Raw genomic sequence first — 13,715 nt, 5'->3', positions numbered from 1 at the left:
ACGATCCCACACACCTACTGGCCGATACAGTACAGATATTCTTGACGTTTATCGTTTTCATAATGCGCGACGCGCGTGTAGATCCGTCCGCCGCAGATCGTGGGCGTGGCAAATACGCTTTCACCCAATTTGCTGTGCGCGACTTGCTCAAAGCTCTCGCGATTCGCTTTGAACACAAACGTCTCGCCCTGTTCATTGGTCGCATAAATCAAATCTCCCACCATCACCGGAGAAGCACTGAAGGTTCCTCCCAATCGAGCTTTCCAGAGGGTTTCGCCCGTTTCACACTCGATGCAAGTTGCGATTCCGGCATCGAGTGTTGCATACAAGACTCCGTCGCGTTGCAGCATCGACGGAACGTAGTCACGGGTCTTGGTTCGCCAGGCGACCTTTCCTGATCCATCAGCCACAACGGCGCTGATGTGGTTGTCGGGGTAGCCACCGCTGCTGAAGACGTGTGTGCCATCTGTCACCGACGTGGTCACACACTCCGTCGTCGCACCTTCGATTTCCCAGCGTGTTTGACCGGTCGCCGGATCCAAACTGGTGACCAAATCACATCCCGTGACGATCAATTGATCCTGGCCATCAATCGTAAATACGACTGGAGAAGCATAGTTGGGTTTGGCTGGGCGATCGCGCCGCCAAACCACTTCCCCCGAATCGCGGTTCATGGCAACGATTGCACCACCGCCTTTGTTATCAGCTGCTGCGATCACCAATTGACGATAGACCGTCGGCGACGATCCATAACCTTGGTGCAGTATGTAGTCACACAATCGTTGTTGCCACAAAACATTCCCCTGCAGATCCAAAGCAGACGTGAACACCGCGTCACCATACAGGAAATTTACAAACAACCGCTGCCCATCGGTCGCAATCGTCGACGAGGCAAAGGAGGCTCGTTCGTTGGCTTGACGCGTGCTCTTATTTTCCGCTTTGCCCTGATGGACAATGGCTTCCCAACGCTGCTTTCCAGTCTCCCGATCCAAACAAATCACCGACTGAACAGTTCGCTCGGCGTCGGCGGTCGGCACGTAAACGGCGTCACCAAAGACCATCGCTGATCCATGCCCGCGCCCTGGAATTGCCGTCCGCCAAACCACGTTTTCAGTCTCGCTCCACTCAGTCGGCGGGTCTTGGTCCGAACTGGCGATCCCATTGTGATCCGGTCCTCGCCAACAGGGCCAATCGGTCGACTCGAAGGTCGGCGTCGTTGAATCCGCATCCGCCGCGGATGCCTGCCCCATCCACCGCGTTGGAAGAACACTGAGGGACAAGACGAGCAAAAGAGAGATTTTATACATCGCTGTGTGGTTGATCAGAGAAAGTGGCGTTTGTCGTATTCTACAGAATCTGTCGCGTGATGGATCCGTGTCGAACCGTTACAAGTTCAATGCGCGTCGAAGCACCGGCTCAAACGCGTTTGCTTGATTGTAAAATCCTAGATCTGACGGATGCGATCCATCGGTGGTGTCATCACCGTTTGCGTCGAGCAATCGTTCGCCCGGCAGATAGAATAACCCCGCGACGCCTGCGTCCAACAATCGGGCGTAGGCGTTTTGAAATTCTAGTTGGCTGGACCGATTGCGTTCTTGCTGGGCCGGTCGCACCCACGAATTGGCATAATTGCGGTCTTCGGCCAACACGATCGGCACGTCGGGATGCGCACTGCGCAATTGCCGGACCATCGGCTCCGTCCGCTCGGCAACCTCGGCGGCGACCATATTCGGCAGACAATCCAACACGTACACGCTGGGATCCAATTCGACCAAGAATCGCCCCACTTCTGGCTCCAGTTTTCCATTGCCGGAAAAACCAAGATTGATCACCGGATGGTCCAATCGTCGTCCCAGGATCGCCGGGTGAGGCATTCCCGGTCGCGAGGCACTGGCACCGTGCGTGATCGATGTGCCATAGAACACAATCGGCTTTTCCGTTCGTGGCTCGATTGCTTCAAACCGGTTGCCCGACGGCACACCGATCTTCAAGGTTCGCGTGGAGTTATAAAGCGGCAAATAGATGGCATAGTTTCGAAGTCCCTCACGCAGTCCGTCGATCAATTTCAACTTCATTTTCTGCGCATTCGGCTTGCAAACGGCAACCCACTTCCAACGGCCGTCTGTATCCTGGCCGTACAAGTCCAACCCGCTAACCCCGGTCGCAGGCATGTGGGGCATTGCCAGACTTGCTGACCCGAGTTCGTAGTCCGCGTGAATCTCTGTCGCGTCGGTGCGGAAGCGAACCATCATCCCAGCCGAGTGACGACTCAATCCCCAAACTGCGTTTCGCACCACCCCGTTAGCCCGCGCTGGCAAACGATCGAAATACAGATCCGTATCCGCGAACCCGCGGCCCTCCACACCCCACTCCTGAACATCGTGCCAACCGATCGAATCAGAATCCGATGCCGACAGACGCGCGGTTGAGAATGCGGCCAGCCCCCATGCGGACGCCGCTGCAAACGTTCTTCGATTGCAAACTAAATTCATCAGGTCACTAAAGTTGGAGAGTGATTCAGATTGATGCCACAGAGGCATCGCCAAACCGATCCGCCAAGCATAGCAACCGACGCCACCGAACTCACCGCTCCAACAGCGCTGGTGTGGAGGATTTGTCCGACCGGTATTATTTTCCACAACACCCGCTGACGCTGGTGTGGCCAGTAGGCCAGGTGAAACCTGGCGGTAAGTCTGACGCGTGCGTTTTGAAATTGCGCCAATCTTCATTGTTAATTGAAAGAGTCGAGCAAATTGCGACTTCGATTTCTTCGCTCTCCCTTGGGCATGGGTGTCTACACAATTCAAAATCTGGCTCCCCTCTCCCCCAAACGCCGGCTTCACAACTCTCGCGTCCTCGCGTTACCAAAACCAATGCCAAATTGAAAAACGCAATCTCAAAATTCCTTCGCCAGGTTTCACCTGGCCTACTCTGACCACAGGCCGGATTCGAAAGATGGGGCAAATCGACTATAACCCATCCTTCTGAACCGACGCCCTCTCACCCAGTACCAAGATGCCGAATCGACCTTCCACCGTCATCTTCGCGGGAATCGCGGATAAAAACCCCTCCCTGTATCGACGTGTTCGTGTCGCGCTGGGGGACCCCTCCGCTTGGGTCCAGACCAACCAGCGCAGCGTTGCTCTGGTTCGCGACTTGGAAATGGACCGGGTTCGCGCCAACAGTGATGCCGACCAAGTCGTTTGTCCGGCCGATTATACGCCGCCCGAATCATTGGACCCGGATCGCGAAACCGCCACCGCTCAAGCCGTCGCTGAATTTTGCCGGCGTGAAGGTATCGTCGCCGCAACGGTCGATCGCAGCCTGCCGTACATTTTTGCCTGGCACCTACAACAATCCGGCGTGGAGCTCACCTACGATCCCGATCTGGGGGTCGTCGATCGACGGCAAAAATCAGAACAAGAGATCGAGGCGTTGATTCAATCACAGTCGGTGACCGAAACCGTCATGCGATTGATCTGCGAACTGATCGCCCACTGCCCGGTAAACGCCGACGGCCTGTTGATGCACGATGGCCAAGTTTTGACCAGCCAAAGAACGCGAGCAATCGCTGCGGCAGAATTCTTGAAGCGTGATTACTCGATGTCGCACGGCGCCATTGTTGCCACGGCGCCCGAAGTAGCTGATTGCCACCATGCCGGCGATGGCCCCTTGCGCGTCAACGTTCCTGTGATCGTCGACTTGTTCCCAATGAACAACCAAACACGCTACTGGGGCGATTGCACACGGACGGTTGTCAACGGCCAACCTAGCGAAACGGTGCAAAACATGCACCGCGCGGTGATCCGTGCCAAACACGCAGCAGCGAACCAACTGAGAGTCGGGAACACTGCCGATCAAGTCCACCGTGCCTCCGATGCCGCATTGATGGATGGCGGCTACGAACTCTCACGTGGCAAGATCACTGACCAACCGAGTCTGCAGCATGGCACCGGCCACGGCATCGGACTCGAAGTCCACGAGCCAATCCTGTTGGACTTTGGCGGCGGGCCATTACTCGAGCGAGAAGTCTTCACAATCGAACCGGGACTGTACGGGCGAAACGACGGCGGCGTGCGTGTCGAAGACATGCTGGTCGTGCGCGAGGGTGACGCACAGTGTCTGAATCAGCTACATGACGGATTGGACTGGAAGTGAATCACCCCCCCACCCACGATCAATCGAGCGATTCGATTGCGAGAATCGGTATCGTCACGGTCTCCGACCGCGCCAGTCGCGGCGAATACGAAGACCGTGGCGGCCCCGCGATCCACTCCTATCTCGATGAAGTGCTGACGTCGAATTGGCAGCCCATTGCCCGCATCATCCCGGACGACCGAGAAACCATCGAGCGGACGCTGCGCGAACTGTGCCAACAACAGCAATGCTGTTTAGTGGTCACGACCGGCGGAACCGGTCCGTCAAAACGCGACGTCACGCCAGAGGCAACCGAGGCCGTTTGTGACCGCATGATGCCCGGCTTCGGTGAACTAATGCGTAAAGTCTCGCTAGAGAAAGTCGCCACGGCGATTCTTTCACGACAGACCGCCGGCTTATTGGGCGACAGCCTGATCATCAACCTGCCGGGCAAACCCAAAGCCATTGCCGAATGCCTGGACGCCGTCTTTCCAGCGGTCCCCTACTGCATCGACCTAATGAACGGTCCACGCCTAGAAACCAACCCTGCCCGCATCCAAGCCTTCCGTCCACCCCAGTGACCGGCCTCCACTACCCACGAGATCGCCGACACACGAGGTGTCTTCGTAGCTGATCCCGCCAGGGTTCAGAAAGCTTTCAACCCCGATCGCAGCAAGGGTGACTTCGTAGCTGATCCCGCCAGGGTTCAGTCGGTCGGCACGGCGAGACGAGCTAACCGGAGTCCAGTTAAAACGGTCGAGTTGCGCTTGGTCTGAACCCTGGCGGGATCAGCTACCAACACACCGCTTCATCACTGCATCACGAATCCGTCTTTCAATGACAACTTGATTCGGTCTCGCTTGTCCAAGACGAATTCCAGATGCTTGGGAAACAGGTCAAACGTCAACGGGACGGGTGTCTCGATCGGGTGGCGAGACACGCGAAAGCCAAGCCAACCGTCGGTCGCCGGCCCGGAACGATTCACCAACACTTGATTCGCAAAACGCTCGCCGAAGTTGGGGCAGAAAACACTCGAGTCGAGGATCGCTTGATTGCCCATTCCAATGCACTGCACCAACGCTGGCATTTTTGGCTGCTCTGAATGTGTGACCAAAACCACATTGTCAACTTCCGTCATCTCCAACTTCCAATCCGGGTGCCAATGCAATCGTGACGTCGGGATCACCGGCTCGGGCGCCTTGCGGAACCAGTCAATCACATTCCAACACCGACGATGCGAAATCACGACTCGGCCCACCAAACATCCATACGCATTGTGCGCCGCTGCGCACCAGGAATAGTCTTCGGCATGCCCGGTTTGCCGCCATACCGGATGGCCGCGCCGCCCCATGCGAAAACTCGACCAGAGATCACACTGCTCCTGGTCCCCTAACTGCAACACGTTGTGGGCAGCGGTGGATCGACAGCGTTGACGCATCGGAGTCGGCGAGTATTCAAAATTCCCGGTGTCAACGATCGCTTCTCGTCCGCCGATCGTCGCCGTGATTTGCAATAGATCGGCATGCCCATGAGCCGGCAGGTGATCACAAGCCAATGGGCCGGTGTCGAACAACAACCGATCCCCGTCGCCAGACAAGCAGGTCCAATAGTCCAGTGTCGGAGTATTGGTGATGCTCGGATCCCATGCGGTATCAGCCCAAGCGAGTAATTTGTCCAGGTCCGGTGTCTCGTCCTGAACCGAATCCGACAACAAGGGAAACCTGCCATTGGCCTGCCGCAGATACTTGGCAAACAAATTCATCCGGCTCGCCGCCCGGATCAATCGATCACGCTGGCCGCTGCCATTCAAATCCGCGGCTTCGATACACTGCAACACACACACCAGCATCAAAGCATGGTAGGTCGGCGTCCGTTCAAAATGCTCGCCTGTCTCCAGAATTTGCTCGTCCAATTGTTCCAGCAATAGCCGTTCGGTCCGTTCAATGGAATTTGATTTGGGCATTCCCGTCTGCGACAGATCGATTGAACCGCGGGGACCGGTGTAGGCATGGAATTCTAAAAAACTATCGGCCAAATACAGCGCCGTCAGATTCTCCAGCAAATGATTGCCGCCCAGATCCCATTCACAATTTCTGCGCAGCCAACTCACCTGATCAGCAACACTGGCCCAAAATACGCCGGCAATTTCGAGCGGTGGTTCCGCAACGCTGGCCAACGATAGCCAAACAGGCAGTCGCCGGGAGAGACAGAATGGATGCCAAGCGTCGGCATCACGCGTCGGGAACTGATTCCTAGGTTCCGCCAACCAAGACGCGATCAATTGATAGGCCGCGTCGGCCCCTTTGGTCTCCGCCAGTTCCAGCAGGTCTTCCTGGCAATGCAAGTGAAACCGCCACAACCGAGGCGCATCGGGATTCCAATCGAGACGTTGACCACCGTCGCCGGAATCCACATTCAGATCGAGCGTCTGGTTCAAGAAAGTGAAGCGTCCCTCAGCAATCTTCGCTGCGTCACTGGAACGCTCTGGCCAAAGAAATCGTCGTCGCTCGGCAATCTGCCGGCACACCACGTCGGCACCGAGTTTCCAACTGGCGATCGTTCGTCGCGGTACAAACACCAACCGCTCGGGCATCCGTCGACGCAGCTGACGTTGAAAAACTCGGTAGCTCCGCCAAACAAACTGCCCCGGCCGGTGATAACGAATCAGCGCAACCGAGCGCGAAAGACGTAGCCGATTAGAATCCCCCATCACACTCCCCAGTAGGCCAGGTGCAACCTGGCGGCATTGAACTCACCGCCGCCCCGCTTCGACCGCATTCTCGCACGCCCCCATAACATCCCAATTCCGATCGGGATAACAAAACGTTTCCTTGGCAGCGGTACGACGAACGATCTCCAACATGTCAACCGCCAGGACGTCGCGGTTGAAATGGTCAATCACAAACTGTCGACCGTTGTGGCCCATTTGCTGCACCGTTTCGCGGTCACCCGCCATCGACTGCAGAATCTCGACCAACTGCTGGTCATTTTCCGGCTCCATGGCGACGCCGCTGTTGGCCGACAATACGATGTCACGTGCACGACCACGGACGCCCATGATGATCGGTCGCTGCATCGCCATGGTTTCAAAAATCTTGGACGGGATCACGTGTTCGAACAAATCCACTTTGCTTAGATGCACCAAGCAGACGTCGGAGGCCGCCAGAGCATGGGGCATTTGTGTTTTTGGCAACCGCCCGGTCAATACGATCCAGTCGCCTAGCCCCTGATCAGCAACGCTCTGCCGCATCTGATCCAGCTGGGCACCGCCACCGACGATCATCAACACGATGTCCTTGCGACGCTGCTGACGCAGTCGCTCCGCTGCTCGCACGACGACGTCCAATCCATGGGCCCGACCGACCGTACCGATGTAAGAACATACGAATCGATCGCCCAGCTGATATTCAGCGGCAAAGGAATGCTCATCCTCATCTGGGACAAACTTCATCGGATCCACGCCGTTGGTCACGATCGAGATCCGATCGGCGACATCGACTTTCGACAAGATGTTGTCCCGGTACCCAGGCCCCACGGCGACGATCTGGCTGGCGCTGCGATACATCCAACGCTCCATCCGTTCCAGCACACGAATCAATAGCCCCCGCCGAATCGCGCCGACCGTAACAATTGACTCGGGCCAAATGTCACGGACCTCCAAGACCAGTGGTCGCCACTTCAGCCAACTGGCCAGCACACCGGCGATGCCACAAAAGAACTGCGGCGTGGTTGCGACAATGACATTGGGCCGCCGCACCAGAAAAACGAACGCAAATAGGGCTGACATCAAATACGACACGTAATTGATGATCAAACCGCCACGACTGGGATTCGGCCGCAAGTACGTCCAAACACGAATGACATCCACCCCGTCAATCGTCTCACGCTGTGGCCACAACCGGTTGCGATAGCCCGAATAAACTTTGCCCTCAGGCACATTCGGCGCGCAAGTGATCACCGTCACCTGCTCAACCCCAGGCTGTTTCACCCATCGCGAGCAATGTTCCGACGTCCGCGATGCCGGCGCATTCCCCTCCGGCGAGTAGTAGTGCGAAAAAAAAACAATCTTCACAGCGCAACAGTCAATTAGAGGAGCAGAACCATGGCCGAGGCTTGCAGTCCCCGTCAGCAATACCAGACCAACGGACACCGTGGATCATTCCCGTCGTCCATTCAGATTGGCAGGGATGATTTTCATCGAGTGATTGCTTCCTACAACAATTCAGTTGCGGAAGACTCTGGCGATGATAGGGATTAGATGGACAATGATTCGGAAAACCCGAAATCGTTGCAAACATCCCGATGAGTCGTAACGCGGATTTTCCAGCGATCAAACTGCAGATTCATTCAAAACCAGCAAGTTGCTCTCTGACCATTTCGTGAGCTTCAATCGTGGCCAAAGAAACCTCGAATAGCTCCTCTCGCGGAATCGGCCAACCGCCCTCGCGACAGGCGGTCTGCAGAAAGACTTCGATCTCTGCCGCATGCCCCTTGTCCTGACTGCGGGTTTTCAGCGACCGCTTGTCGCCGATCACATAGGTGCGGCGAAAGTTGTCGATCACGAACACTTTGCCGCCAGAGAACACTTCCACGCGCTCTTTGGGAAACGCTTTGTTCCCATTGGCCAAATAGTGAATCGTCGCAATCGAACCATTGGCAAACGATATCTGGATTGCCACACAGTCTCCCAACCGACCATCGCCGCCTCGCATCGCGGTCGCCACAATCGACTCGATCGAACTGCCGGCGATAAAGCGTGCTAAATCGATGAAGTGACAGGCCTCACCAATGATTCGTCCCCCGCCCACCCCCAGATCCTGCGTCCAGTGATCCGCCGGAATCTCTCCGGCATTCACCGTCATTACAATCGCCATCGAAGCGTCGCCGGCAGACACCCATTTCTTCAAAGCCACCGTGTGAGGCGAAAAGCGACGGTTGAAACCAATCATCAACCGCTGGCCTGACTGTTCATCCAGAACCTTGCTAACTCCGTCTAACTGCTGCCGGTCCATTGCCAGCGGCTTCTCGACGAAGACATGCTTGCCGGCACACAGTGCCTGTTGAACCATCGCCGCATGGGTGTTGTGTGGCGTCGTAATAAACACGGCATCCACATCAGGGTCAGCAAATGCAGCGTCAGAGTCCGTACCACACGCGGCGAACCCAAACTTCTTGGCAGCGTGCGCTGCGGAGACTCCGGTGCCACTGACGATCGAATGTCGAACCAAGCCTTTGATGGGCAACAATGGCAACAGCATCCGCGTCGTGAATCCTCCGGCACCGATGAATGCAACCGACGGGCAATCCGCTTGCGTGCCAATCTCCTGCGAGGTCGGATGCACCTGCAGCGTCCGCGACCGAGTTTCAACACGCTCTGTATCGGGATACTCCAAAACAATCCCCATGGCACCGTGTTCTTGCAGTGCCTGATAACCGTCCAACGCGTTGTCAAACGCAAACCGGTGTGTGGTCAGGGCATCGGTGAGAATCTTCCCATCAGCGATCAGCTGCAAAACCGCTTCGAAATTTCGCTTTTCCGTCCAGCGAACGAATCCGATCGGATAATCCAAACCGAGTTTTTCGTAATTCGGGTCATAGCGCCCGGGACCATAGGAACAAGACACCTGAAACGACAGCTCTTTCTCGTAGAAATCAGCACGTCGTAGATTCAGCCCGATGACACCGACCAATACAATTCGCCCACGCTTGCGACACATCGTTGCCGCCTGGTGAATCAATTCGTCACTCTTGGTTGATGCCGTGACGATGACGCCATCGACGCCCTGTCCACCACTCCAATGATCCGCGGCCCGGACCGGATCTTCGCCAGCCGACAAGTCGACCGTTGTTGCACCAAACGATTTGGCGAGCGCCAATTTCTTGGCATCAAAATCAATCCCCATCACCTCGCACCCGTGGGCGCGCAACATTTGGACCGTCAACAGACCGATCAGCCCCAGGCCGCTCACCACAATGCGTTCCCCAAGGGTCGGCTGCAGCAATCGAATTCCCTGCAGTCCGATAGCCGAGACAACCGTATAGGCAGCGGCTTCGTCCGAAACACCCGCCGGAATTTTAGCAACCAAATTCTCTGGCACGCTAACCATTTCGGCGTGGGGTCCGTTACTGATGACACGATCCCCAACCGCAAAGCAGGAATCACGTCCTGCTTCGACGACTTTGCCGACATTGCAATATCCCAGCGGGATCGGCGCATCCAATTTTGCACGAACCGCATCGACCGTCGTCCACAACCCGTCGGTCTTGACCTTCTGCAAAACCTGCTTGACCTTGTCCGGCTGCGAACGAGCTTTGGCGAGGTAGCTTCCCTTGCCAAAATCAATCAGCATCTTCTCGGTGCCAAGCGACACCAGCGACCGAGAACTCTGAATCAGCACAGCGCCGGACGGGCGCCGCGGACAGGGCACGTCAGCAAGCAACGTTTCGCCGCTACCCAAATTTTGTAAAATCTGTTTCACTAAATTAACGTTCTTATTTTATCAATTTCAAAACCCAGAATTCAACATGTGACTCACCGATCATCTCAAACCGTACCGGAAAGGAGCCATTTCGGGGACTAGCAAATCTCTCGCCCAGTCACCACGATTTACCCGACACGTCTTCAAGAAAATCACTCAGCATCTCGCAAGCGCACCGCTTGGCGACTTCAAATTTTAGAACGACATTTTTCGCCATCAACGACAGGACCATCCAACATAGCCTGGTGTTCTTTCGACTCTAAATCGTCGAACCGCCTACGGATCATCCTTGCTGGCACGCCCCCCCAAACCGTATAGGGTGGAACATCCTTGGTGACAACTGCTCCGGCAGCTACTATCGCACCGTCCCCGACCTCGACTCCTTCCATGATGATCGCGCCGTATCCAATCCATGCATCCGCGCCAATTCGCGTGAGTAGTTCATGCGGGCGTCCCCCAAAGATGATGGGTGTGCCGGGTAAATTGAACAAATGATCTCTCCCCACGATTGCCACTTTAGGCCCCAACAAGCCGTAGCGTCCAATTTCGACAGGCGTGTTTAAATAACACCCTGAATTCACAAAGCTGTGAGCGTGCATCACTAAATCCCGGCGTACTTTGCACCGAGGCGCAATAAACGCAGTTGAATGCACGTAGCGAAGACGCTGAACATGGCGCCGCCATTTCATAATTACAAAACGACGCAGGGCACGGATTCCGTCTATCACGACTCAGCCTCTATCGACTTATTTTCCGCGTAGTGAATCGCGTCAACAATTCCCTGGATGTAGGTGTCTACATTGTGCACCGTTTCGATTCGACTGAGCGCTGTCTTTGAAAGCCTCTCACGCAACCCATCGTCGGACAGCACCAACAAAAGCTTTTCTCTCAAAAACTCCTCGACTTCACTGTCGTCATCCGAAAACAACCGGTACCCGGTTTGATCATCGACGACATAGTCCACCTCGCAGCCGTCTGCAAAAGTACAAATCACGGGCATTCGATGTGCCATCGCTTCACTGATTGCGAGCCCACCGAGGCCTGGCAACACAAAGACATCCCCCAACTCGTAGTAATCCGACACATTTTCGACCACGCTACCTGTCAAAATCACCTTCTCCTCGAGGTGCAGTTTAGAAATCTGCTTCTCGATCGACTCTTTCGAAGAACCGTCGCCGACCAAAACTAAAACTGCATCCGGGACCTCCGATTGAATCGAGGCGAACACACGAATCAACCGATCAATTCGCTTTGCCTGAGTGAATGCCCCTACAAACAGAATGACCTTCAGGCCCTTCACACCAATCTCTTCAGCGAGTTGCTCTGCCTGAGAATGCCGTATCGCAATTTGTTGGATCACCCGATTCGTATCAACGCAATTAACGGCAAGAAAGCAATCTTCGTCGGCGAAACCCATCTTTCGAAAGTACTCCATCGCGATAGTGCTGTATCCGAGATACACATCGCAAAGTCGTTCCTGAAAAACAACCAGCTTTCGGTATGTGCCACGAACAAGCCCGCGATAAGAAGCGCCGCGAAGCTCTCCTAACGTCCACCAAACAACTGGCTTAGAATACAACTTTGCATACAACAGCACAAAAAAGTTCGTAAGCAGATTACTACCGCCCTCCGCAAGAATCACGTCCGGGTCCAACTCTCGCAAACTACTAAAGATTGTTGGCTGAACGGCCCAGGTTTTGGTAAACGGAACGCGAATTGAAAAGTGCTCTCGATGACTAAACCCCTTTAAGTTATCTCCATTAATACATTTAGTTCCAGGTATACTCTGACCGTGTAAAACTGAAACACTCAAATCATCACGGGCATTGAGCTTAGCAAAAATGTGAGCACGCCAATGTTGACATACACGATAAGTAACCGCGACTCGAGTGGGGGTTCTAGCTTTTGGCATCTAGGAAAGTTTCGGCTGAAAGAGTTCTCAACGAAGAGTCTAGTGGAAGGCTTTCTCTCCACACAGATTGATAGTTTTCTGCGGAGTTAAACTCTGCAAATAATCTTGCTCGATCGCATTGCGTAAACTGCTTACACTGATCCAGCGCGGCGGCGAGTGAACAAGCGATTGATTCCGGAGTAGACCGACGAACCGGATAACCAGCGTCGAATTGACGCATGGCCCAACCTGGCCAACCTGACTCTGAACCCCAGAACGGAACTCCCCAAGCGATACATCGGGAGATCACTCCCGATGGGCGTTCAGTGTCCCGGTAGGGCGCTGCAACAAGATCAGCCGCGACAATTGCTTGAGAGAATTCAACGTCTGAAACAAATTGGTCGCGGCATATTAGCTGTCTTCCCCGAAAACTGTCGCGCATACCTGCTATTAGCAGGCGGATTTCCTTCGAAAAGCTCCCGATCAAAAGCAGCCTGTCTTGGTCACCAATCTCTGCATCGCAAAACGCGTTGATTAATTCTCCAACCCCTTTTCGGGCATTTTGGTTCCCCGCAGAAACGACCAACCGACCGTCACACTCGATCCCAAGCTGCCGACGAGCTTCAGTCTTATCGTATGCCTGAAGAGCGGGAACCGGATCGGGAGACAATATTACACGCTGGTTCAATCCCAATTCACAAAATGAACGGGGATCCATAAGCATAAGCCTCTGCCAAGGGCCACACAAAATAGACCACCACTTCAACCGATTCAGAACCTTTTCTCTTAATCCCATCCCAACCTCAGGACGCCGCCCAACCATCAAAGCGATATCCAATGAAGGGCAATCGCGCCCACACCTAAAATAACGTTTTGCAGCCCAACCCATGACCGCCATTCCGTCCGCGGTTGGGACAAGCACTCGATCGGGACACAACTCTTGAATTAACTGAAAAAGACAGCGAGACGATTCCCAAGCCTGAGCAAAAAATGACCTGCGTATATTTGTTTCGTAAAATTTCAGCTGCCCAGAACAGAAATACTCTGCAAGCGAAGGCTCGTTTGATAAAACTTGTGGAAGAGCTACGATGACCTCATCGGTCTCAAACGCTCGAGCGACCAAACTGGCGTACGGAATCCTGTGCCCTGTCAATCGAGTCGCACTCTCAAAAACTAAAATTTTCATTCTGTATACACAATTCCCCTTA

At 54.8% G+C, this 13,715-nt stretch carries 9 protein-coding genes and 1 pseudogene; 2 read left to right on the top strand and 8 right to left on the bottom strand.

What is annotated here, in order from left to right; translation table 11 throughout:
* Nucleotides 1-14: 14 nt before the first annotated feature.
* On the bottom strand, nucleotides 15-1,250 hold the full coding sequence (locus NHH03_RS16980; RefSeq protein WP_253158179.1) for an outer membrane protein assembly factor BamB family protein: 1,236 nt from the start codon (nucleotides 1,248-1,250) through the stop codon (nucleotides 15-17).
* A gap of 135 nt (nucleotides 1,251-1,385) precedes the next feature.
* A complete protein-coding gene (locus NHH03_RS16975) occupies nucleotides 1,386-2,540 on the bottom strand; it encodes an SGNH/GDSL hydrolase family protein (RefSeq protein WP_253158178.1) in 1,155 nt (384 codons plus the stop codon).
* Between the two features lie 475 nt (nucleotides 2,541-3,015).
* Between NHH03_RS16975 and NHH03_RS16970 the strand changes: the two genes are divergently transcribed.
* Together NHH03_RS16970 and mog are read left to right on the top strand one after the other, a co-directional pair.
* A complete protein-coding gene (locus NHH03_RS16970; RefSeq protein WP_253158177.1) occupies nucleotides 3,016-4,158 on the top strand; it encodes a M24 family metallopeptidase in 1,143 nt (380 codons plus the stop codon).
* Nucleotides 4,155-4,718, top strand: a complete 564-nt coding sequence (mog, locus tag NHH03_RS16965) for a molybdopterin adenylyltransferase (protein ID WP_253158176.1) — start codon at nucleotides 4,155-4,157, stop codon at nucleotides 4,716-4,718. The genes NHH03_RS16970 and mog overlap by 4 nt, the downstream gene beginning before the upstream one ends.
* Nucleotides 4,719-4,948: 230 nt before the next feature.
* Here mog and NHH03_RS16960 read toward each other — a convergent pair whose 3' ends face one another.
* From NHH03_RS16960 to NHH03_RS16935, 6 genes and pseudogenes are all read right to left on the bottom strand, one after another.
* Nucleotides 4,949-6,847: a heparinase II/III family protein gene (locus NHH03_RS16960; protein ID WP_253158175.1), complete on the bottom strand. Its 1,899-nt coding sequence runs from the start codon at nucleotides 6,845-6,847 to the stop codon at nucleotides 4,949-4,951.
* 42 nt (nucleotides 6,848-6,889) lie between these two features.
* Entirely contained in the window at nucleotides 6,890-8,209 is a 1,320-nt protein-coding gene (locus NHH03_RS16955; RefSeq protein ID WP_253158174.1) for a glycosyltransferase family 4 protein, read from the bottom strand.
* 271 nt (nucleotides 8,210-8,480) lie between these two features.
* Complete coding sequence (locus tag NHH03_RS16950; RefSeq protein WP_253158173.1) at nucleotides 8,481-10,616, bottom strand: bi-domain-containing oxidoreductase; 2,136 nt, start codon at nucleotides 10,614-10,616, stop codon at nucleotides 8,481-8,483.
* Nucleotides 10,617-10,879: 263 nt separating this feature from the next.
* Nucleotides 10,880-11,044: pseudogene (locus NHH03_RS28410) on the bottom strand (DapH/DapD/GlmU-related protein); the annotation flags it as partial.
* 296 nt (nucleotides 11,045-11,340) lie between these two features.
* Nucleotides 11,341-12,528, bottom strand: coding sequence for a glycosyltransferase family 4 protein (locus NHH03_RS16940; protein WP_253158172.1), 1,188 nt, complete (start codon nucleotides 12,526-12,528; stop codon nucleotides 11,341-11,343).
* Nucleotides 12,515-13,693 carry a glycosyltransferase gene (locus NHH03_RS16935; RefSeq protein WP_253158171.1) on the bottom strand — a complete coding sequence of 393 codons (1,179 nt, stop codon included), beginning with the start codon at nucleotides 13,691-13,693 and terminating at the stop codon, nucleotides 12,515-12,517. Before NHH03_RS16935 ends, NHH03_RS16940 begins: the two co-directional genes overlap by 14 nt.
* Between the last annotated feature and the right edge of the window lie 22 nt (nucleotides 13,694-13,715).

It is taken from the genome of Stieleria tagensis, from assembly GCF_024129865.1.
Taxonomy (GTDB): Bacteria; Planctomycetota; Planctomycetia; order Pirellulales; family Pirellulaceae; genus Stieleria; species Stieleria tagensis.
This window is presented reverse-complemented; position numbering and strand designations above follow the sequence as displayed.

Bases quoted from the DNA above. Each gene is read 5' to 3' on its own strand.
- NHH03_RS16980 (WP_253158179.1), bottom strand. From the start codon at position 1,250: ATGGGGCAGGCATCCGCGGCGGATGCGGATTCAACGACGCCGACCTTC.
- NHH03_RS16975 (WP_253158178.1), bottom strand. From the start codon at position 2,540: ATGCCTCTGTGGCATCAATCTGAATCACTCTCCAACTTTAGTGACCTG.
- NHH03_RS16970 (WP_253158177.1), top strand. From the start codon at position 3,016: ATGCCGAATCGACCTTCCACCGTCATCTTCGCGGGAATCGCGGATAAA.
- NHH03_RS16960 (WP_253158175.1), bottom strand. From the start codon at position 6,847: ATGGGGGATTCTAATCGGCTACGTCTTTCGCGCTCGGTTGCGCTGATT.
- NHH03_RS16940 (WP_253158172.1), bottom strand. From the start codon at position 12,528: ATGCCAAAAGCTAGAACCCCCACTCGAGTCGCGGTTACTTATCGTGTA.
- NHH03_RS16935 (WP_253158171.1), bottom strand. From the start codon at position 13,693: ATGAAAATTTTAGTTTTTGAGAGTGCGACTCGATTGACAGGGCACAGG.